Consider the following 22,753-nt stretch of genomic DNA (forward strand, 5'->3'; position numbering starts at 1 on the left):
ACATTTTTAATCCGGGAGGCTTTTAAGCAGAGGCTTCCCAACTCATAACTATTTGAATTACAGATGAAATCAATTTATAAATTATCAACCGTATTATTTTTATCCATTTTATTGGCATCATGCAGCAGCGATGACGATTCTACGCAACTAACAGGTACCGGAATGGTAAAAATTGAATTTGACAACAGCGTATCCGGGGACGACCTTATTTTAGGATCTTCCTACACCAATTCCCAGAATGAGACCTTGACCATAGAACGCCTAAACTACATTGTCGGGAATTTTAGGCTGACCGATGAAGATGGTAATATATTCACCTATCCTAAGGATACGGGCTTTTTTATAACAAGCGAAGAAACCGGAAAAACAGAAGTAGTTCTTTACGATGTTCCTGCCGGCAAGTACACTTCAATAACGTTTGGAATTGGTGTGGACCAAGAAAAGTATCTCTTGGGAGCCGAAGGACAGGGAGACCTCCTTACCGAAGCTGAAAACAATAATATGATGTGGTCCTGGCAAGCCGGCTACAAGTTCCTGAATTTTGAGGGAACGTTTACCTCGGCCACGGTTACCGATGACACCAATTTTAAGATTCATATGGGAAGTCACGGTTCCAGCTTGGACAATTACAAAGAAACCACACTAAGCCTTGGAACAGATGCCTTGGTCAGTGATGATATGACCCCGATAATCCATATTGTGGCCAATGCCGGTAATATACTGGATGGACAGCATAAAATATCGCTTACCGAACAAGCGGTAATTATGGTCAGCGAGGAAAAATCACCCCTAATCGCCACAAACACATCAAATATGTTCACTGTGGATCACGTACACAACGGAGACGGAAGCTCACACTAGATTTTATGGGCTGTTCATTTTATGAACAGCCCTCAAATTCAATTTTATACTTATGAAACATCTAATATGGGCAATCCTGCTAATGACGTTATCTGCCTGCAGCCAAAACAATGAGGAGTACCAGAGTATTGGTGACAACGAACTCTTGTCCGTTACCATACCTTCAAACTTTCCGCCAATGATCTATAATGCAGAAGCCAATCCTCCTACCAAATTCGGTTTTGAATTGGGAAAAAAACTGTTTTATGATGGCAAATTATCAGCAAACGGTTTTATATCCTGTGGTTTTTGTCATGAACAAAAATTTTCGTTCACGCACCATGGTCATCAATTTAGCCATGGCATAAACGATTTAGAAGGAACCCGAAACACTCCCTCGATTGCCAACATGGCTTTCTTTTCGGAATTCGCTTGGGACGGAGCCACCAATCACTTGGATCTTTTTCCCATAATCCCGATTACAAACGAGGTGGAAATGGGAGAAACCATGACAGGAGTTCTTCAAAAATTACAGAAAGATGGCGATTACCAAAATGCATTCAATGCCGCTTTTGAAGAAGGCGGTGTAAGCCACGAGAACTTTTTGAAAGCCATTGCACAGTTTATGGTGATGATGGTTTCTTATAACTCCAAATACGACAAATATGTACGGAACGAAGATGGGGTTACTTTGACCGACCAAGAACTTCACGGTATGTCTATTTTCAAAGAAAAATGCGCTAGCTGCCACACCTCCGACCTGTTTTCCGATGGAAGTTTTAGGAACAATGGCTTGCCCCCTAATCCAAATATCAATGATTTGGGAAGGGCTTTGGTAAGTGGCAGTTCGGATGACAATTACAAGTTCAAGGTGCCCAGTTTAAGGAATGTGGCCCTGACCGCCCCATACATGCACGATGGTAGATTTGGAAGCTTGGAGTCCGTACTGAACTTCTATCAAAATGGGGTTCAGGACTCACCCACGCTGGACCCCTTGTTAAAAACAGATGAAGGTCTGGGAATTTCTCTGGTCGAAACAGAAAAACTAGCCCTGATCGCCTTTTTAAATACCCTTACCGATCAAGAATTTATTAATGACGAAAGATTCGCCGAATACTAATCTTATGAAAATTTACATAACACTACTTTTTTTATTGATTTTAGGAATCCATACCGGGACATCCAATAAAACACCCGTAAATCCATGTACCAAAACCACATCGGCAACCCTAATGATGTTCGATGAATTTTGCGATACTTGCGGCTGTAGCGGAAATGGCGGAAGCATGGGTTTTGGCACCGGATTGAACAACAATTTCATAGGGTTCAGGTATATAGCCCAGCGTTATCAGTCCCGTGATGGTATTTTTGCCAATTCGCCGTGGATTGATGAGCACTTCAATACCCTACAATTATGGACACAGATTCCACTTGGAGAGCGTTTTATCATCAATGCCGTACTCCCCTATCAGTTCCACTCTAGGGAATTTGCAGATAATACGGAACAAAGCATCAACGGAATTGGCGATGCTACCATTCTTGGGTTCTATCAAATACTGAAACAAACCCCGGATAGCATTATCTCAATCAAACCCCGACATACTTTGCAATTGGGAGGTGGTGTTAAAATGCCAACGGGCAAGTTTGATGAAGCAAACCTTGAAGGCAGTGTCAACCCCAGTTTTCAATTGGGAACTGGCAGCTGGGATTATCTGTTGGCCGCCAATTATGGTATCACCCATCGAAATTGGGGCTTGTCCGTTATGGCCAATTACACCATAAAGTCGAAAAACGATAAAGAATATCGTTTTGGAAATCAGTTTAATTACGCTCTCAACACCTACAAAACCTATTATTTTGGGACTAATTTTGTGTTAACCCCCCAACTTGGTGTTGGCGGCGAATATTTTGATAAAAACGAAGCATATGGTTTAGAGGTAGCAGATACGGGGGGAAATGCTTTTTTTGGCAAATTGGGCGTCGAAGTGAATTTTAAACAATACGCACTGGGCGTTTCTACCATGTTGCCCATTGCACAGGACCTGAACAATGGAAAGGTAGAGGTTAAAAACAGGTTTTCCGTGTATCTTAATATCAATATTTGACATAAAAAATGAAGCTGACTAAAATGTTCGGAAATACATCATTCTGAATTCAATTCGATGTCCCATTATGCTGATTCGCAAATTATGATGAGACACTCAATCAAGTTCAGTTTGGCGTAAATCGACTTTTTAGTCGGCTTCATTCCATTCAATCGGGTTTTGGCTAAAGCTTGATTTTCACTCCACCATTCACCACAAAACCATCCACAGGGGCGTATATATCCAAGAACTCCGGGTCGCTTAAGCTACCAGTATAAATTTGGTCGAATCGCGTTTGACGAGTGTCCAAGAAATTTTCAAAATTCAGAAAGATTGAAAATTTATCACCAAACTTCTTTTCACTCATGAGTCCCATTATCCAATAGGATTGCCCCGTTTCTCCTGTGCTCAACTTTTGGGGGCTATAATAATAGGCTTCCAATCCTACCCAAAATTTCTCTTCTTTTTCATACATCAACACATTGTTCAGACGATGTTTGGCCACCAATGGAAAATCTGTTACCGTGCCATTTTGATGTTGTTCTACATTGGCATGGGTATATCCGGTGAACAATTTAAAATCCCCATACTTCACTTTCAAGTTCACCTCTGCCCCACGGGTATCCACATAGCCATCTGGTTGTAGAAAAGTATAGTATCCACTATCAGTTAATTCCAATACCATGGGGTCATCAATTTTAGTATAAAAAAGCAAAGTGTTCAGGGTCATAACCACACCGGGAAAAGGTGTCCATTTATAGTTTACATCAAAATTACCCCCGATGGACCTTTCAAGATCGGTCTGGTCCACATCGATGGGCAATACATTCCTAAACTGTACCCGTTCGGCATCTTCGGTAAACACAGTGGGCGTTTTGTAGCCCATTCCGCCCCCCAATCTAAAGGTGAGGGATTGGCTGGGTTCAAAGAGTACGGATAATCTGGGCAGGGCCATTGCGCCATAATCAGAATGGAAATCCGCGCGAAAACCGGTTTCCAAGGACAAAGTTTCAGCAATGGGCCATACATTTTGGGCAAACAATCCAAGTATCTGGTAGGATTGATCCAAAGCTTGGGACTCATCGCCACGGGTATCATTAAAATATTCCGTCCAAAGATTTGCCCCAAACACCCATTCCAATCCACTTTCTGAATTGTTGGCATAGTTAAGTTCACTAAAAGATGAGCGTTGATAACCAGAAAAAGTAAAATCCGGCACCTGGATGGTTCTATCATAAAAACTAAAACTGTTTTTGAGCTCTAAACGGTTTTGTTCATTAAAAGAATGTTTGAACCCCAGCTGGGTGGAGAGCCTTTCGGTTTCGTTCGATTCAAAATAAGTATCGACCACTTCGTCACCTTTTACATAATCCATATTACCTCCAAGACGATCTTCCCAAATAGCATTTACACCCAACATCAATTCAGTCTTCTCATCCAAATACCAATATAATTTTGGGTTTAGGGTGACCCTATCAAACTCTGGAATGGCTGTTAATCCAATATCTGCTGGATCATAGGGTGTTCCTAAATTATAGGAAGCGAACACGGTGGTGCCGACCTTATCAAACTTTTGGGAATAAAAACCGCTCAGATCCAAACCGAGTGCCGAAGTAGCATTGGCCATAAAGCTAAACTCAGGAGCGTCTTCGGGGGTTTTGGAAATAAGGTTGACCAAGCCAGCAATAGCGCCTCCACCGTACAAAGTGGAGCTTGACCCCTTAATCACCTCAACTTGTTTAAGGTCCAAGGGAGCAATTTGCATTAGGCTTAGGCCACTGGCAAATCCAGAGTACAATGGAAATCCATCCCGTAGCAGTTGCGTGTACTTGCCATCCAAACCCTGGATGCGGATACTGGAATTATAACTTGTTGCCGAGGTCTGTTGTGTACGTATTCCGGTACTTTCATTTAAAAGCATACGGATATCCCCCGGTTTCATATTTCCTTTTTCGGAGAGCTCCTCCCCTGCAATTACTTCCACCCTCGTCGGGATATCCTCAATGGTTCGGGTGCTCCTAGTGGATACCAGGGTAACCTCTTCCATTTCTTCCGTTTGTGGCACCATTTTAAAAGTTAAGATTTGAGATGATTGGCCCAACGGAAATGTCAATGATTTTTTAATAGGTGCATATCCTATATAGCTTAACTGTAATGTAAAGGTACCATTAGGGATATTTTCTATTTGAATGTTCCCATTCTCATCGGAAATTGCTCCTATTTCCAGGGATTCCAGAATGGCCGTGACACCGATCAGGGGTTCATTGCTATGGGAATCTTTAACTGACACATTCAATGTGCTTTGTGCAAACGCGGATACCATCCCGAACAGGGACAGTACCATTAATATTTTAAATTTCATTTAATTTGATTTTTTGAAATGATTGTGTTCTTGGTCAAACAGGAATTACCAAGAAAGTTGTGAACTAACAATTAGTGATATTTCAAAAAAACCCGGGGAGGTTTAAAGTCTAGAAAGTAAAATTCTTTAGAAAACGATTCAGTATACGGAACTGGCAAAATCTCAGGTTCCGGCTCGTATGCCACAAAATCAATTGAACTTAAACTTATAGTAAATGCTGAACATCGACCACAATTATAAAATGGGGAACAAGGTGATTGATTTTTATGAGAATCATCATCGTGTGGAACATCATCGTGCGCACAATGCTCTTTCGTGTGGGCCAAAGATGTGGAGTCGGGGCACAAATCATCGTCCTGGCAACATGGAAATGATGACAGGACCACAATCAATAAGGACAAGATGACAGCCAAGACTTTCATAATCCAAAAGTATGAAAAATAGCTATTGACTGCATAACATATGATGTAGTGACAAATTAAAGCAGGCAATAAAACAACAAGACCCCGACAATTTATGATTGTCGGGGTCTTCAATTGTACCTTGGGTGGGAATCGAACCCACACGTCCGAAGACACTGGATTTTGAATCCAGCGCGTCTACCAGTTCCGCCACCAAGGCAAATGGTATCACATTTTTGAAATGCGAGTGCAAAGCTAAAAAAATATTTTTATATATCACCAAAAAATACTTTCATTTATACTTTATCAACCCGAATTAATTCTTAAATTTGCACCTCTTTACAAAAAAGTACTTTAAAACGCTAGTTAACAAGAGTTTGTAATGGCCTATCAAGTTCCGGAACCAAAAATTTTTGCTTGTACCCAAAGTGTAGAGCTCGGTAAAAAAATCGCTGCTTCCTATGGTGCCGAATTGGGAAAAGTCCAATTCTCCCGCTATAGCGATGGTGAATTTCAACCATCGTTCGAGGAATCCATCCGAGGAGCCCGTATTTTTATTATTGGCTCAACCAATCCAAGCTCGGAAAACTTGATGGAAATGTTGTTGATGTTAGATGCCGCCAAAAGAGCATCTGCCAGGCACATTACGGCCGTTATGCCCTATTTTGGATGGGCAAGACAAGATAGAAAGGACAAACCAAGGGTTCCAATTGCCGCTAAATTGGTTGCAAAAATGCTGGAGACCGCAGGTGCAACCCGAATCATTACCATGGATTTGCACGCGGATCAAATCCAAGGGTTCTTCGAGAAACCAGTGGACCACTTGTTCGCCTCAACACTATTTTTGCCTTACCTAAAAGGCTTAAATCTTGACAACCTTTGTATCGCATCTCCGGACATGGGCGGTTCTAAAAGAGCCTATGCCTATTCCAAAGCATTGGAATGTGATGTGGTTATTTGCTATAAGCAAAGAGCCAAAGCCAATGTAATATCCCACATGGAGCTGATCGGTGACGTTCAGGGAAAAAATGTGGTCCTTGCAGATGATATGGTCGATACCGCAGGTACCCTTACCAAGGCTGCGGATTTGATGATGGAGAGAGGGGCTGCAAGCGTGCGGGCCGTTACAACCCATGGCCTTTTGTCCGGTAATGCCTACGAAAGAATAGAAAAATCAAGACTAACGGAATTGATCGTAACAGATTCCATCCCGGTAGATAGCAACCAAAGTAAAATAAAGATATTGTCCTGTGCCGACCTGTTTGCAGATGTAATGCACCGGGTACACCACAACACTTCGATATCTTCAAAATTTTTAATGTAAATAAATCAATTTTAATATATAACAATGAAGTCAATTACAATCAAAGGATCCCAAAGAGAAAGCGTGGGCAAGGTTTCTACCAAAGCCTTACGTAATGCTGGAAAGGTCCCTTGCGTACTGTACGGAGGGGATAAGCCAGTGCATTTTTCAGCTGAAGAGCTTGCATTCAAAGACTTGGTGTACACCCCAAATGCCTACACCGCAGTAATTGAATTGGAGGACGGTCAAAAATTTGACGCAGTTTTGCAGGATATTCAGTTTCACCCGGTAACGGATAAAATCCTTCACGTGGATTTCTACCAATTGTTCGAGGACAAACCAATTACCATGAGTATTCCCGTACGTTTGGAAGGAAACTCCCCAGGTGTGAAAAATGGTGGACGATTACTATTCAGAAAAAGAAAACTTTCGATCAGAGCTTTGCCCGCATTGCTTCCTGATTTTATCACCGTGGACATTTCTAAATTAAGAATAGGTCAAACTATTGCAGTAGAAACCATTCTTAACGATGACTATACATTCTTGCACCCGGACAGTACCGCTATCGTACAGGTCAAAGCCTCTAGAACATCTGTTGATGATTCTGAAGATGAAGACGAAGAAGGTGCAGAAGGAGAAGCTCCTGCTGAAGACGCTCCACAAGCTGAAGCTGCAGAGTAACCCTTTCACTAGTTAGCATAAGCATCCCTGTTTACTTTAGTAATATGGGATGCTTTTGTATTTTTAAGCCATTCAATTACGAGCGATGCTCAATTTCATCAATAAGCTTTTTGGCCCACCCAAAAAACTATTACAAGTTAACGACCCCATGAAAAAATTTTTGATTGTCGGTCTAGGAAATATAGGACCGGACTACGACGAAACACGCCATAATATCGGGTTTAAAATTCTTGATTATCTGGCCGAGCAGGAGGACTTTGTTTTTGAGAATGCAAAACTAGGAGCTGTAGCCACCTTTAAACACAAGGGAAAAAGTGTTGTTTGCCTAAAACCTTCTACCTATATGAACTTGAGCGGGAAGGCGGTAAAATATTGGATGGACAAGGAAAACATACCAATGGAAAATATATTGATCGTTACAGACGACCTAAACCTGCCATTTGGATCATTGCGACTAAAAAGCAAGGGCAGCGATGGGGGCCATAACGGCTTAAAAGATATCCAAAATGTGTTGCAAACCAGCGGTTATAATCGTTTTAGGTTTGGAGTGGGCGCCGATTTCAGCAAAGGCAAACAAGTAGACTATGTATTGGGGCGTTGGAACGACGAACAACAAAAAGCTATGCCCGAACGTTTAAAAAAGTCTATAGATCTAATACGCTCCTTTGTGTTCGCAGGAACCAAAAACACCATGAACCAATTCAACGGTAAATAGAAAAAACTAGAGGACTTTAAAGTCAAACACACCGGAATCCGAGGTATTCCCCTCAAGATCTGTTGTCACCACTTTCCAATAATAGACAGTTCCAGATTCAACACTTACAGAAAGCTCCATATCTGTTGCATTGGCAAGGCCCACAGAAGTTGTCGGCGGATTTGTTGTGGACAAAAACACCTCGAAAGATTCTATATCGTTGTCCACGTCTGCACCTGTCCATTCCAATAGAACTTCATTGGCAACATCTTTGATTACCGTGGAACCTGAAAGCGGATGTACCAACTGAGCCGGAAACGGAGCATATGTGGTCTGTGACCCCGCATTGTAAAACAACCACGTTTCACTGGTCGCTACTTGATCCGACGAAGCGTTTTGTGAAGTAACCGACCAAGAGTATGGTGTTCCCTTGGCCAAAGTGAGACTGGCCGAGGTAGAAACGGTGGATAAATTTTGAGGTACATTGGTATTCAAATTCACAACATTTAAAGTGTAACGCTCCGTATTGCTGGATGCCATCCACCTAAAAGTTACCTGCGTAGATGTCTGGTTAACCTCCGTCCCTGTTGTACATTCGGAATTTTCCTCGGGAAATACCAGAGCTGCACCTTGCGGGGCCGGTGGCGGACCATCATCTCCACCACAAGAAACAAATACAGCCAAAACAAAAAGTCCAATTATATTCCGAATCATCTTTTTATGAATTTAAACATGTCGTTCTCTCCTTCTTTTTCCAGTCCCAAATAATAGATCCCCTTGGCCAAATATGATAGATCTAACACTAGGTTTTCACCGAAAACCGCTCTACGTTCGGTATGGACCAATCTTCCATTAGCGGTAAATATTTTTATACCTAGTTCTCCTTCGTACCCGCCAAGATAAACTTCGGTGGCCGCATCTACCGGATTAGGGGAGAGTATGGACCGTGAAGAATAGAATAGATTTTTTTCCACTACTCCTTGACATGGTAGATCGGAACTCACCCTGAGCACATTATTTCCATCTTTTAAGGGGAGTTGAATTTTAGAATTCTCGGTCTGGGTGACCAAACCGTTCAATTCTACGTTATAAAATTCCGAACCTCTTAATTCCACCGTTACCATACCAGAATCAACCAACGCATCAATGTCCAGAACATCCGGTTGGGTAATCACCAAATTGTAGCAAACTTCTTCGTAGTCTATCAAGCCGTTGGTACCGGTTATGCACAGCGTATATTCTCCTGCTGACAAATTATTGAAGGTCTGTCCATCGGTAAAATCAACAGAAACAGCTCCTGCTCCACCCTCCAACTGTGCCGTATAGGTGATAGATGTATCAAAAGGAGTCACCGTAATGGTTCCATCATTATTCACCCTACATGTTTCACTTTGGAGTTCTATTTCGAAGTTATCTGCAGCAAATCTATAAATAGCACAACCGTTGGTATCTACTTCGACTCCCTTTGGTGTTCCCAAGCAAAGATCGTCACCATCATCAAACACACCATCTTCATCCTCATCGGGTCTATAAGCCCCCTCTATACACACGTCCAACGAAAAACCTATTAAAGTACCACCATCACCCGAAGCTGTATCCGATATTTCCAATGTCCATTCCCCAAGAATTGATTCCCCTTTTAAGGAAGCCAAAGAACCCAAAGGGGACACTGTACCGGATATGGCCGGGCTTCCCGAACATTCGAGGGGATCACCATCATCATCGAAAACTGCGTTGATGTTGTTTTGCGACCCACATGTGTTTGAGATCAAGGTAACTTCGGTTCCTTGTGGAGAAATAAGTTTGATTATTAGGTCCTCCAAATAGGTATGATCTAATTCCAAATTTACGTTAACATCGGATATTGGAAGATCTTCCAAAAATATGACAGATGTAGAAATGGTGGTTGCAGCACCGGAAGAAATGGAAATGGGCAAATCACCCGGCTCCCTGTTTTTACAATCGACCTGGGTGGTCGTAAAACCGAATATTGTTCCAAATGTGCCGCTTGCGCATCCATTACTTGGCCTAACTCTCCAGAAGTATTGTGTTTCGGCCTCTAAATTGGTCACTGTTTTGTATTTGGTAAACGGTACGGTGGCAGATTCAACAATATCAGAAAATCCAGCATCAGTTGCAATTTCCAAATCATAACTGGAATATAAAGGATTGTCTTCCCAACTAAGTTCAGCGTCCAAAGAAACACCAACTTCACCGTTTACCGGTGCAAGCAAAGTTACATTTGAAAATGTACCATCTTGAACTTTAAGAGACAAGACTACACTTTTTGTTACCGAAGCAGAAGTAGACGTTACCGTAATATCGTACACGCCCGGGGCAACACCATTGGTATTGGACAAGGTCAGATCTACGGCAGTATCATTGACTGTTGCAGCTACTGGGGAAAAACCAGCCAGTAAACCGCCCGGCACATCTGCCGAAAAGGTAGAATTCTCGTTAAATCCATTATAGGTCTCATAAACAAATGGGATGATGATATCGTTTGGTTGACAAACTTCGTATTCCAGCTTTTCAAAATTCAGCACCACTTCCGATTCCTCAATTGTAAAATCGGATGAATTGACCGCAAAGAAAACATTGTCACTGGCCTTGACCATTATTCGTGCCGTTGTGGAGGCATTTCCTGGAAGGAGCACTTCCTCGGATCCATCGTTGAGCGTGTTTTCCAAAAGTGTGATCGGGTAAGTAAGCCCGCCGTCCAAAGAAAGGAAAACATCCACGGTCTGTGCATTTACGGGAGCTAAATCGGTATTGGCTACATCCCAAGTAATTTCCTGTACGGAACCGGCGGTATAAGTTTGCGGACTTGCTTGAGAGGTAACTACAAACGGCCCTGCTGCTTTAATTACGTGAACATCCAAAATATCGGAAACCACCTGTCCACCCCCGATTGCATTGTCTCGAACAGTAAAAGCAAAGCTAAGGGTCCTCTCTATTTCGGATACAGTTTCCCAAGTATCGGAAATAGTAGGATTGGTCTGTGTTAGATTGCCCTGCGCCACTTCGGACAGCCTTGGAAAAAATCTGCGGGGGTCGCTAGTTGGCGGCATTGATCTAAAATTGGCACCATTGGGGTTTGTTGGCCCAAACGAATTCACGGTCACCAAACCATCATTGATCTGCTCCCAAGTATAAGTTAAAGCATCGCCCAGATCCGGATCGGTAGCCTCGCCCTCCAAAACAAATGCCGTTCCCTTGGGAATGGTAAAGTCACCCACCGGGGTAAGTACAGGGGGCGAATTTACCAATGCTGTGGTCTGGGCACAGGAGGTAGTCGCCAAATAGGTGGAAATCTGAAGAATACTGTTGTAATGAAAATAGTCATCGCCATTTGCAGCAACATTGTTTACGCCGACTATACCGGCATACCCCATTATGGATGTACCGCTACCAGGTTCTGCCTGAACACCTGTTCCTTCGGATTCAAAAGACCATGTATGGTTTGCTCCAAATTGATGTCCAAGCTCATGGGCGACATAGTCCAGATCGAACACATCGCCCTGAGGCACGTTGGCCGCCGAAAAGGCACTACCTTTTCGGTTATCTACACAGACCGCACCAATAAAACCAGCATTACCGTTATCCTCGCCTTCTCCCACTTGGTGAAAAAGATGACCTACATCGTAATTTTCTTCTCCGATTGTAGAGGTTATGGTCGACTGTACCTGAGAATTCAGTGAATTCCCATAAGGATCCGTATTGGGGTTGGTGAAAATTATTTGATCGTTATTGGCAATCAGTTCCAATGTTACCCCTAAATCTGTTTCGAAAACTTCGTTTACCCGGGTCAAAGTCGCATTTATTCCGGCCAACGCATCCGCAACCGTACCACCCATTTCTTGGGTATATTCTCCAGATGCCGATACCGCTATTCTATATTTTCTAAGCTCCTGACCATCAACCAAGGGAACAATGGTTTTTGCAGTGTGTCCCAGAGATTTATTGACCATACCAAAAATACCTTTCTCCGTTCCGCAGGTAAAGCCAATTTTTGAGGACAGCCCGTTTTTTTTATCGTATAGGACATAAGTGTCCTCTTGGTCGGAAACTGGTTCCACAAAGGTAGTTTTGTTATTTTTCAAATCCACGACCATGGACTGGACACCTTTGTGCGAATTGCTCAGTTTAACTTTATATCTACCATCTAGACTTATGCCGGTATAAGATTTGATATTCGGATACTTTTTTGCTAAATCCGGATGCAGAACAGAGGTTTCCTTAATTTTAAAGGGCATTACATTTCCTTCATTATTGGGAAGGTGAACCACCTGTTGGCCACTTTTAGCGTTCAAACTAGGGGACACTTGCTTTGCAAAACCCTCCCTATCAAGGGTCAATACCAGTTTTGCTTCAGAAATATCGGTCAGTGAAACACTTTTAAAACTTGCTTTTTTGGGAATTGTTTTCCAATAACTTTGTTGCCCGTATATGCAAAAGCAACTAAAAAATATGGTTATTGAGAAAACAAGATGTAATTTAGCTTTCATACACGGTCAGGGCATAGTATAAATTCAAATGTAAGCCTTTTTTATTTCTTTATTGCGTTGGAAACAATCCATAACATTTCTGATTTTAAGAACGTTCCACATCAAACGGTGGTCACCATTGGTACTTTTGATGGAGTACACCTGGGACACCGAAAGATACTGGAACGCCTCACAAACAATGCCAAAAACACAGGTTTAAAATCTACAGTGCTCACTTTTTTTCCACATCCACGTATGGTTCTTCAAAAAGATGTGGACATTAAACTATTGAACACCCTTGAGGAGAAAAAACAGATTTTGGAGACCCTTGGGCTGGATTATTTGATTATTCATCCTTTTACCAAGCAATTTTCACGGCTTTCTGCGATAGATTTTGTTCAGGATATTCTTGTAAACAATATTAAATCAAAAAGAATAATTATAGGTTATGATCATAGGTTTGGACGCAACCGGAATGCCAATATTCAAGATTTAATGGCCTTTGGCAGTACTTTCGATTTTGAAGTGGAAGAAATACCAGCACAAGAGATAGATGACGTATCGGTGAGTTCCACAAAAATAAGAAAGGCGCTTATGGAAGGTGATGTGGAAACAGCGAACAGTTACCTCAACTATGCTTACATGCTCACAGGAACCGTAAAAAAAGGCAAAGGATTGGGTAGGGATTTTGGTTTTCCAACGGCCAACCTCCATATCGCGGAAGACTATAAACTTATTCCAAAAAATGGGGCCTATGTAGTAAAAAGCGACCTTGGTGGCAATACGTATTTTGGAATGATGAACATTGGGTTCAACCCTACCGTAGATGGTTCACGAAAAAGTATAGAAGTCAATTTTTTTGAGTTCGAAGGAAATCTTTACGATACAAAAATCCAGGTACAACTGTTGCACCGCATTAGGGACGAGCATAAGTTCAACTCCATTGAAGAACTTAAAGAGCAATTAAAAAAAGACAAAAATCATTCGTTGGACCTAATCTCCAAGTAAATGTTCGACCAATTTCTTTTCAAGAAGATTGACAATGCCCAACTTGTGGTTTTCAGGATTTTTTATGGATTGTTGGTCAGTGCGGAATGTTATGGCGCCATAGCAACGGGCTGGGTCAGACGAACTTTGGTGGAACCTCGGTTTACTTTCTCCTTTATCGGTTTTGAATGGTTACAGCCCCTTCCCGGTAACGGCATGTACATTTACTTTGCGGTAATGGGCACATTAGGACTACTGATCGCCCTAGGTTATAAGTATCGGTTCAGTGCGCTGGCCTTCGCAATTCTCTGGTCTGGTGTGTATCTAATGCAAAAATCATCGTACAACAACCATTATTATTTATTGATGCTCCTTGCCTATATTATGGCGTTCCTACCGGCAAACCGAGATGTATCTTTAGATGCAAAGTTGAATCTGGGTTTACGTTCACAGACCATGTACAACGGGGTCCGATGGGTCATAATCCTACAACTGTTCATTGTTTACACCTATGCATCTGTAGCTAAATTATATGCGGATTGGTTGGATTTTAGCATGATAGACGTTTTGATGACCTCCAAAAAAGATTATTACATCATCGGAGAACTTCTTCAACAAAAATGGGTTCATAAGATCATTGCCATATTTGGTATTAGTTTTGACCTCTTGATCGTACCCGCCCTCCTTTGGAAACCAACCCGTAAAATTGCGTTTCTGCTTTCCATTTTCTTTCATCTGTTCAATAGTATCGTGTTTCAAATTGGGATTTTCCCATACCTGTCCTTAGCATTTACCGTTTTCTTTTTTGAACCACAGACTATTCGAAACATTTTTTTAAAAACCAAAACATTTGCCCCGGAAGCCAACATCATCATACCAAAAACCAAAAACATGATCTTGTCGGTTCTGGGCATTTATTTTCTAGTTCAAATAGCGTTGCCGCTTCGGCATCATTTTTTTAAAGATGATGTCCTCTGGACCGAAGAAGGTCATCGCTTAAGCTGGCGCATGATGTTGCGGAGTCGAGGCGGGAGAATAACCTATAAAGTGGTAAACCCCAAAACCAAAGACACCATCAAAATCGATTTGGATAAGTATCTTACAAAAAAACAACGTCGCAGGGTTACATGCTATCCCGATTTTATTTGGCAGTTTGCCCAACACCTTAAAATGGAATACGCAAAAAAAGGAGAAAGCATACAAGTGTTTGTGGACAACAAGGTTAGAGTGAATCAAGGGAGCTATAAACAATTTATAGACCCAAAAGTGGATTTGGCCAACGTTCCATGGAAACATTTTGCCCATAACGATTGGATTCTGCCATCTCCAAAGGAATAAAGTTGGGCACTTCTTCAGATTAAATTAAATTTGCCGCTCAAAACAAGGCCATGCTTCAAATACAGAACATCCGGGAAAACAAGGAAAGTATTATTATCGCATTAAAAAAGCGAAACATCGATGCCGAACCAATGCTATCAAAGGCATTGGAACTCGATGAAAAAAGGCGTTCCATACAAACGGAACTGGATGCGACCTTGGCCGAATCCAACAAACTTTCCAAAGAGATCGGTATGCTTTTTAAAACAGGAAAAGCACAAGAAGCCAATGTTCTAAAAGAAAAAACCGCTGGACTCAAAGAAGCATCAAAAAAATTAGGGGACGACTTAAATACTACCTCAGAAGAACTTCAACAGCAACTGTATTTGATTCCCAACGTACCCCATGAATCTGTTCCTGCTGGGAATTCCGATGAGGACAACGAAGAGGTTTTCAAGGAAGGGGATGTACCGACCCTGTCCGAAGGAGCTCTTCCACACTGGGAACTGGCAAAAAAGTACGACATTATAGATTTTGAGCTTGGTGTTAAGATAACCGGAGCAGGTTTTCCTGTGTACAAGGGAAAGGGTGCTCGATTACAGCGCGCTTTGATTGCCTATTTCTTGGATAAAAACACCGAAGCAGGATATACCGAAATGCAAGTTCCGCTCATGGTCAACGAAGATTCCGGATATGGAACGGGACAGTTGCCCGACAAGGAAGGCCAAATGTACCATGTACAGGCAGACGACCTCTACCTGATTCCAACGGCAGAAGTTCCCGTGACCAACTTGCACCGGGGGGATATTTTGGCAGAGAGCGATTTCCCCATAAAATATACCGGATACACCCCTTGTTTCCGTCGCGAAGCCGGAAGTTATGGCGCCCATGTCCGTGGTTTGAACCGTTTGCACCAATTCGATAAAGTGGAGATTGTACGCATGGAGCACCCCGATAATTCGTACCAAGCGCTGGATGAGATGGTGGAACATATAAAAAATATTCTTCGAGAACTTAAACTCCCTTATCGCATTTTACGTTTGTGCGGTGGTGATTTAGGTTTCACATCTGCGCTAACCTACGATTTTGAAGTATTCTCCACGGCACAAGACCGTTGGTTGGAAATTAGCTCTGTATCCAATTTCGAGACCTTCCAGGCCAATCGATTAAAACTGCGCTACAAGGACGAAAATGGGAAAAGCCAACTGGCCCATACCTTAAACGGAAGCTCTTTGGCATTGCCAAGGGTACTCGCAGGGATTTTGGAGAACTATCAGACAGAGGAAGGCATAAAAATTCCCGAAGTCTTGGTTCCTTATTGTGGGTTTGACACTATCGATTAAGGTTTCCCTCCATTTATTTGGATTCGCTTAACAGAATCCCCCACATTTCTGCGTTATATTTGAAATAAACCACATTGGGTTAAAATCCAAGGTGTTAATTTTGAGTACGATTGTCATTCCGGCAGAGTTAAGCAACGAGGAATCTCATGATTTTGAAATTGAAATGAGATTCCAATAGGTTCGAAAGGACAGGACACTCTTATTGATTACGAATAATGAACATGCCATTGCAACGTCTTTTATTTCTCCTATTGATGGTATCCTCTGCTATTGGATGGGCCCAAGAAGATTTCTTGGCCAAACAATATTTACAGGACGGCGATTATGAGAAAGCTGTGGTATTTTACGAAAAATTAGTAGAAACCAACCCCAGGCGTACCGATTATGCAGAAGGACTCGTAGCCTGCTACCAACAATTGGAGCGATACGATGAAGCGCAGGCATTTTTACTTAAAAAAATTGAAGAAAATTATGCCTTTCCCACTTTTTATATTGAACTGGGATACAATTTTACGCTCAAAAACGAATCCGATAAGGCAAGCACGTATTACGACAAGGCAATAAACAAAATAGAGGACAATCCCAATTTTGGATATAGTGTTGGCTATCGTTTTCAAAAATATGCCCTATTGGACTATGCCATTCAAGCATACACCAAGGCCATGGAACTAAAGCCGGACCTGAATTACGATTTTCAATTGGCCCGCATTTATGGGGAGCAGGGCAACATAGCCAAAATGTACCAATCCTACCTCAACCTGATCTGGGAAGGACGCACCAGTCGCTCCAATGTATTAAGGAACATCGATGATTTTATCTCGGAAGACCCATCGAATGAGAACAATGTGCTATTGCGCAAAGTACTGTTGCAAAATGCACAAAAAACGCCGGATATTCTTTGGAACGAGCTCCTGAGTTGGCTTTTTGTTCAACAAAAGCAATACAATAGTGCCTTTGGCCAAGAAAAGGCCATATATAAACGTAGCGAAGGGCAATCGATAAATCGATTGGAAAACCTTGGCGATATTGCTGTGGAAGACAAAGATCTGGAAACCGCCACCTCTATTTACCAGTACATCGTGGACAACTCGGAAAATCCCAGGACCAAGTTAAATGCGGAACTCAACCTAATCGATATCGCTTTGGAAAATCCAACAAAAAAAACATTGGAAAACGTAGAAAAAAAGTTCAATGCTCTAGTAGAGGAATACGGTAATCAGAGCACCACGTTACAACTGCAGATCGCCTACGCCAACTTTCTAACTTTTAAAAAGGAAGATCCCGAACCAGCCATCGCCATGCTCAAACAAAGCCTTGAAATTCCAATGGGCCGGATGATTATGGCATACGTGAAACTGGCATTGGGCGATATATTGGTGTTCGACCAAAGATTCAACGAAGCCTTGATCCTATTTACCCAAGTACAAAAGAGCGTAAAAAATGATGTACTAGGACAAAATGCCCGATTTAAAGTCGCACAGACCAGCTTTTACAAAGGTGATTTTGACTGGGCGCTCACCCAACTAAAAGTTTTGCGAAGCTCAACTTCACAGCTCATTGCCAATGATGCCATGCAATTGAGCTTACTTATTTCCGACAATTCGTTGGAAGATTCCACCCAGACCGCATTAAAAAAATATGCAAGGGCAGATCTATTGGCCTATCAAAATAAAAATAAGGAAGCCATAAAAGTACTTGAAGATATTTTACAAAATCATAAGGGCGAAAAAATTGAAGATGAAGCCCTTCTGAAACAAGCCAAGTTATTGGTGGACCAAAAAAATTACGAGGCGGCCAAGTTCAACTATCAAAAAATTGTGGAGTTTTACAGTGATGGAATTTTGGCAGACGATGCACACTTTGCCCTTGGCGAACTCTACGATAATATTTTAAACGAACCAGAAAAGGCCAAAACCCATTACGAGAAAATTATTTATAATTATGAGGACAGTTATTATTTTCCACAGGCCCGAAAGAATTTTAGACGATTGCGCGGGGATGCCATAAACTAATCATTTAAAAAAAGTAAAATGCTTATATATAACGTTACCATTAACATAGACGATACCGTGCACGAACAATGGTTGGAGTGGATGAAGGACAAACATGTGCCGGATATGCTGGCAACGGGCAAATTTACACATGCCAAAATGGTAAAGGTGCTGGTAGAAGAAGATATGGGTGGCATTACCTACTCCATACAATATACCACAAAGAATAGGTCCACATTGGAAGCCTATTACAAGGAGGACGCGGACCGCCTGCGTGCCGACGCCCAAAAAATGTTTCCCAACAAGTTTGTTGCATTTAGAACAGAGCTGGAAGTGGTAAGCCAACAAATACCTTAAAAATTTGGAGTTTATTTTTTCCTACGGAACCTTACAAGATACCCAGGTACAAGAGTACATTTTTGGACGTATATTAAATGGAAAGCCCGACACCGCATTGGGTTTCAAGAAAATCGAAAATGCCGTATATGGCCGTTATCCGTTGGTCATCAACACCAATGATCCCGAACACAAAGTAAAAGGCATGGCTTATGAAGTAAATGATACCGACCTAATAAAAGCGGACATTTACGAAACAAATGCATACAAAAGGGAAAAATTCCTTTTGGAATCAGGAGATGAAGCTTGGATCTATATCAAAAATTCCAACTAACTTGCAAAAAAACCCGCAGTGCCCAAAAAAAAGAGGAAAAAATACAATAACGGAAACCGTCATCCCCAAAAAAATGAACAAATAGATGGTGCTGTAAAAGCAAAAAAGCACTTAGGGCAACATTTTTTAAAAGATGAGTCCGTCGCAAAAAAAATTGCTGAGACACTGTCGTTGGACGACTATAAAAATGTACTAGAAATAGGCCCTGGCATGGGTGTTCTCACCAAATATCTGCTTCAAAGGGATTTGGACCTTGTGGCCATGGACCTTGATGAAGAGTCCATTGTTTACCTAAACCACAGTTTTCCTTTGGAACATGCCTCTATTTTAAAAAACAACGATCGCCTCAATATTATCGAGGCGGATTTCCTCAAGTTCGACCTAAAACAACTATATGGCGAAGAACAATTTGCCATTACCGGGAATTTCCCATACAATATTTCCAGTCAGATAGTTTTTAAGATGTTGGAAATGCGACAGCAAATACCCGAATTTTCCGGCATGTTCCAAAAAGAGGTGGCCAAAAGAATCTGTGAAGCACCGGGCAGTAAAACCTACGGTATCCTATCCGTATTGGTACAAGCTTATTACGATGCCGAATATCTATTCACCGTTCCTCCCGGAGTTTTTGATCCTCCGCCAAAGGTGGATTCCGGAGTATTGAGACTCACAAGAAAAAAAGAATTGAACCTCCCTTGCGACGAGCGCCTCTTCTTTAAAGTGGTAAAAACAGCTTTTAACCAAAGACGAAAAACAATCCGAAACAGTCTTAAAATCTTCAACCTTTCCGATAATCTAAAAGAGAATACTATCTTTGACCAACGCCCGGAACAGCTTAGTGTGGCCGATTTTATAACGTTGACACAGAAGATAGCCAATGACCCCGTTTAAACTCACAGACGACCTTTTAGCAGAAATCAGGGAACTGATCGCCAACAAGAACAATGGTGAGCTCCAAACCATGATGAAGGAGTTCCACTATGCCGATATTGCGGAAATTGCGGACGAACTCGAAGTTGATGAGGCCACCTACCTGATAAAACTGCTGGACAGTGAAAAAACATCGGACATCCTTGCCGAAATGCACGAGGATATCCGGGAGGCCGTACTTAAAAATCTAACAGCCAAAGAAATTGCCGGCGAACTTTCGGAATTGGATACGGATGATGCCGCGGACATCATAAACGAGCTTCCCAAGGAAATTATTCAAGAAGTTATCTCCGAGATAGAAGATCGGGAACACGCCAAAGATATTGTAGATCTTTTGCGCTACGAGGAAGATTCCGCAGGTGGACTTATGGCCAAAGAATTGGTAAAAGTCTACGAAAACTGGACCGTGACCTCTTGCGTTAAGGAGATGCGCGCCCAGGCAGAGAATGTTACCCGCGTACATTCCATTTATGTGGTGGACGACGAAGGCAAATTAAAAGGAAGATTGTCCCTAAAAGATTTGCTCACCGCTCCAACCAAAAGTCACATAAAAGATATCTATATCCCAAAGGTAGATTCCGTAAACGTGAACGAAAAAGGAGAAGAAGTGGCCAGAATTATGTCCAAATACGATTTGGAGGCCATACCCGTGGTTGATGAAATCGGGCGCTTGGTCGGGCGCATTACCATCGATGATATTGTAGATGTGATACGTGAAGAAGCCGATAAGGATTACCAAATGGCGGCAGGTATTTCCCAAGGCGTTGAAGTGAGCGATAGCATTTGGGTACTCACACGGGCCAGGCTGCCTTGGCTAATTTTAGGTCTTTTTGGTGGACTTGGTGCTGCGGCCATTATGGGAACTTTTGAAGATATGATTTCCAAACACGCAGTTTTATTCTTTTTTACTCCCCTAATTGCTGCCATGGCCGGAAACGTTGGGGTACAGTCCAGCGCCATAGTAGTGCAAGGTCTCGCGAACGACGACCTAAAAGGAAGCATGAGAAACCACCTTTTAAAGGAAATGCTTTTGGCCTTGCTCAATGGATTTATACTAGCCATCCTGCTCTTATTGTTCACTTGGATCTGGAAAGATGCCTTTACCACCGCTTTGGCCATATCGCTATCGCTGATAGTAGTAATTGTTGTGGCCGGGCTGATCGGTACATTTATACCCTTGTTCCTTCATAAAAGAAACATTGACCCAGCAATTGCCACCGGACCGTTCATTACCACGAGCAACGATATTTTTGGAATCTTGATCTATTTTTGGATCGCCAAATTAATTTTGGGAATATAAAATCTTGCCATGAAACCCATCAACCTAAAACAAAAACATGCCGAATTCTCCGCACAGTGGCATCCGCATCAAATTGCCATTGTGGACGATATGCAGGTGCTTTTGGCCAAAATACAAGGTGAATTTGTATGGCACGCCCACGAGAACGAGGATGAATTGTTCCAAGTGATCAAAGGTACCCTCTACATGCAATTTCGAGATAGGACCGAAGTGGTGAACGAAGGTGAAATTATTGTGGTGCCCAAAGGAGTGGAACACAACCCCAAGACCAAAAACGGCGAAGAGGCACAAGTACTCCTTTTTGAAAAATTGAGCACCGCCCACACAGGAAATGTCCAGCACGAAAAAACACAGACCCACTATCCAAAAATCTAGGAATTTTATATTTGATTCATGAAAGTTCTCCACCTCGATACCAATCATGAGCTGCTAATTGAACAATTTGCCGAGCTCGGTTTCCAGAATGATGAAGATTACACATCGACCAAGGAAGAAGTCGAAAAAAAAATCCATTTATACGATGGAATCATTATCCGAAGTAGGTTTACCATAGACCAACAATTTTTGGATAAGGCCACCAACCTTAAATTTATTGGAAGGGTCGGGGCCGGATTGGAAAATATTGATACCGAACACGCCAGGTTCAAGGGTGTTTTTATGGCTTCTGCCCCCGAAGGCAACCGCAATGCGGTAGGTGAACACACACTGGGCATGTTGCTCGCCTTATTGAACCAAATGTGCAAGGCCGACCGACAGGTTCGAAAAGGCAAATGGAAACGGGAGCAAAACAGGGGCTTTGAACTGGAGGGCAAAACCGTGGGCATTATCGGCTATGGCAATATGGGAAAGGCTTTTGCCAAAAAACTAAAAGGATTCGACGTCGAGGTGATCTGCTATGATATTATTGGAGGAGTTGGGGATGAAAATGCGCGACAGGTCGGAATCATGGAATTTCAACAGCGCTCGGACGTAGTGAGTTTGCACGTACCGCAGACCGAGTCGACCACCGGCATGATAAATTCAGAATTTATCAAGGCGCTCCACAAACCGTTTTGGCTTTTGAACACGGCTCGGGGAAAATGTGTTGTAACCAAGGATTTGGTAGCCGGGCTAAAATCGGGCAAAGTACTTGGAGCCGGGCTCGATGTGCTGGAATACGAAAAAAAATCCTTCGAAAACATGTTTGTTCAAAAACCCAAGGCCTTTAAATACCTGCGCAAGGCCAACAATGTGTTATTGACTCCCCATGTTGCCGGGTGGACCGTGGAGAGCAAAGAAAAATTGGCACAGACCATTGTTGATAAAATCAAGGAGAGATTTTGTTAACTTTATAAGCCTTATCCAATCAACTTTTGGCTCTGGC

The 22,753-nt window shown here is 42.2% G+C and carries 19 protein-coding genes and 1 tRNA gene; 16 read left to right on the forward strand and 4 right to left on the reverse strand.

What is annotated here, in order from left to right; all coding sequences use genetic code 11:
* Window positions 1–63: 63 nt before the first annotated feature.
* Genes AB9K32_RS12175 through AB9K32_RS12185 form a run of 3 tightly spaced genes read left to right on the forward strand, consistent with a single transcriptional unit; the run spans window position 64 to window position 2,945 of the window.
* Window positions 64–861: an MbnP family protein gene (locus AB9K32_RS12175; RefSeq protein WP_369885345.1), complete on the forward strand. Its 798-nt coding sequence runs from the start codon at window positions 64–66 to the stop codon at window positions 859–861.
* A gap of 52 nt (window positions 862–913) precedes the next feature.
* Window positions 914–1,960: a cytochrome-c peroxidase gene (locus AB9K32_RS12180; RefSeq protein WP_369885346.1), complete on the forward strand. Its 1,047-nt coding sequence runs from the start codon at window positions 914–916 to the stop codon at window positions 1,958–1,960.
* 4 nt (window positions 1,961–1,964) lie between these two features.
* Window positions 1,965–2,945: a transporter gene (locus AB9K32_RS12185; RefSeq protein WP_369885347.1), complete on the forward strand. Its 981-nt coding sequence runs from the start codon at window positions 1,965–1,967 to the stop codon at window positions 2,943–2,945.
* 163 nt (window positions 2,946–3,108) lie between these two features.
* Here the strand turns inward: AB9K32_RS12185 and AB9K32_RS12190 are convergent, their stop codons facing one another.
* Both AB9K32_RS12190 and AB9K32_RS12195 read right to left on the reverse strand, forming a co-directional pair.
* Window positions 3,109–5,286: a TonB-dependent receptor domain-containing protein gene (locus tag AB9K32_RS12190; RefSeq protein ID WP_369885348.1), complete on the reverse strand. Its 2,178-nt coding sequence runs from the start codon at window positions 5,284–5,286 to the stop codon at window positions 3,109–3,111.
* A gap of 539 nt (window positions 5,287–5,825) precedes the next feature.
* Window positions 5,826–5,907 (reverse strand) — tRNA-Leu (locus AB9K32_RS12195).
* Window positions 5,908–6,069: 162 nt separating this feature from the next.
* Here AB9K32_RS12195 and AB9K32_RS12200 point away from each other — a divergent pair.
* From AB9K32_RS12200 to pth, 3 genes are all read left to right on the forward strand, one after another.
* Window positions 6,070–7,011, forward strand: coding sequence for a ribose-phosphate pyrophosphokinase (locus tag AB9K32_RS12200; RefSeq protein ID WP_224835683.1), 942 nt, complete (start codon window positions 6,070–6,072; stop codon window positions 7,009–7,011).
* 24 nt (window positions 7,012–7,035) lie between these two features.
* A complete protein-coding gene (locus tag AB9K32_RS12205) occupies window positions 7,036–7,671 on the forward strand; it encodes a 50S ribosomal protein L25/general stress protein Ctc (protein WP_224835684.1) in 636 nt (211 codons plus the stop codon).
* 85 nt (window positions 7,672–7,756) lie between these two features.
* Window positions 7,757–8,386, forward strand: coding sequence for an aminoacyl-tRNA hydrolase (pth, locus tag AB9K32_RS12210; protein WP_224835685.1), 630 nt, complete (start codon window positions 7,757–7,759; stop codon window positions 8,384–8,386).
* Between the two features lie 6 nt (window positions 8,387–8,392).
* Here pth and AB9K32_RS12215 read toward each other — a convergent pair whose 3' ends face one another.
* Together AB9K32_RS12215 and AB9K32_RS12220 are read right to left on the reverse strand one after the other, a co-directional pair.
* Window positions 8,393–9,079, reverse strand: a complete 687-nt coding sequence (locus AB9K32_RS12215; RefSeq protein ID WP_293297334.1) for a hypothetical protein — start codon at window positions 9,077–9,079, stop codon at window positions 8,393–8,395.
* Window positions 9,076–12,873: a reprolysin-like metallopeptidase gene (locus AB9K32_RS12220; protein WP_369885349.1), complete on the reverse strand. Its 3,798-nt coding sequence runs from the start codon at window positions 12,871–12,873 to the stop codon at window positions 9,076–9,078. Before AB9K32_RS12220 ends, AB9K32_RS12215 begins: the two co-directional genes overlap by 4 nt.
* 57 nt (window positions 12,874–12,930) lie before the next feature.
* On the opposite strand from AB9K32_RS12220, the gene AB9K32_RS12225 reads away from it, so the two are divergent.
* The 10 genes from AB9K32_RS12225 (at window position 12,931) to AB9K32_RS12270 (ending at window position 22,716) form a co-directional block, all read left to right on the forward strand.
* Window positions 12,931–13,860: a bifunctional riboflavin kinase/FAD synthetase gene (locus tag AB9K32_RS12225; RefSeq protein WP_369885350.1), complete on the forward strand. Its 930-nt coding sequence runs from the start codon at window positions 12,931–12,933 to the stop codon at window positions 13,858–13,860.
* Entirely contained in the window at window positions 13,861–15,177 is a 1,317-nt protein-coding gene (locus AB9K32_RS12230) for an HTTM domain-containing protein (protein WP_369885351.1), read from the forward strand. It begins immediately after the preceding gene.
* Between the two features lie 50 nt (window positions 15,178–15,227).
* Window positions 15,228–16,499 carry a serine--tRNA ligase gene (serS, locus tag AB9K32_RS12235; protein WP_369885352.1) on the forward strand — a complete coding sequence of 424 codons (1,272 nt, stop codon included), beginning with the start codon at window positions 15,228–15,230 and terminating at the stop codon, window positions 16,497–16,499.
* 254 nt (window positions 16,500–16,753) lie between these two features.
* Window positions 16,754–18,511, forward strand: coding sequence for a tetratricopeptide repeat protein (locus tag AB9K32_RS12240; protein WP_369885353.1), 1,758 nt, complete (start codon window positions 16,754–16,756; stop codon window positions 18,509–18,511).
* A gap of 18 nt (window positions 18,512–18,529) precedes the next feature.
* Window positions 18,530–18,847 carry a DUF4286 family protein gene (locus AB9K32_RS12245; RefSeq protein WP_224835691.1) on the forward strand — a complete coding sequence of 106 codons (318 nt, stop codon included), beginning with the start codon at window positions 18,530–18,532 and terminating at the stop codon, window positions 18,845–18,847.
* A gap of 4 nt (window positions 18,848–18,851) precedes the next feature.
* Window positions 18,852–19,160: a gamma-glutamylcyclotransferase family protein gene (locus AB9K32_RS12250; RefSeq protein WP_369885354.1), complete on the forward strand. Its 309-nt coding sequence runs from the start codon at window positions 18,852–18,854 to the stop codon at window positions 19,158–19,160.
* 18 nt (window positions 19,161–19,178) lie between these two features.
* Complete coding sequence (rsmA, locus tag AB9K32_RS12255) at window positions 19,179–20,051, forward strand: 16S rRNA (adenine(1518)-N(6)/adenine(1519)-N(6))-dimethyltransferase RsmA (RefSeq protein ID WP_252078799.1); 873 nt, start codon at window positions 19,179–19,181, stop codon at window positions 20,049–20,051.
* Entirely contained in the window at window positions 20,038–21,390 is a 1,353-nt protein-coding gene (gene mgtE / locus AB9K32_RS12260) for a magnesium transporter (protein WP_224835694.1), read from the forward strand. Before rsmA ends, mgtE begins: the two co-directional genes overlap by 14 nt.
* 9 nt (window positions 21,391–21,399) lie before the next feature.
* A complete protein-coding gene (locus AB9K32_RS12265; RefSeq protein WP_369885355.1) occupies window positions 21,400–21,765 on the forward strand; it encodes a cupin domain-containing protein in 366 nt (121 codons plus the stop codon).
* Between the two features lie 18 nt (window positions 21,766–21,783).
* Window positions 21,784–22,716: a 2-hydroxyacid dehydrogenase gene (locus tag AB9K32_RS12270; RefSeq protein ID WP_369885356.1), complete on the forward strand. Its 933-nt coding sequence runs from the start codon at window positions 21,784–21,786 to the stop codon at window positions 22,714–22,716.
* Window positions 22,717–22,753: the final 37 nt, after the last annotated feature.

The organism is Allomuricauda sp. XS_ASV26 (genome assembly GCF_041224615.1).
GTDB classification, from domain to species: Bacteria; Bacteroidota; Bacteroidia; order Flavobacteriales; family Flavobacteriaceae; genus Flagellimonas; species Flagellimonas alginolytica.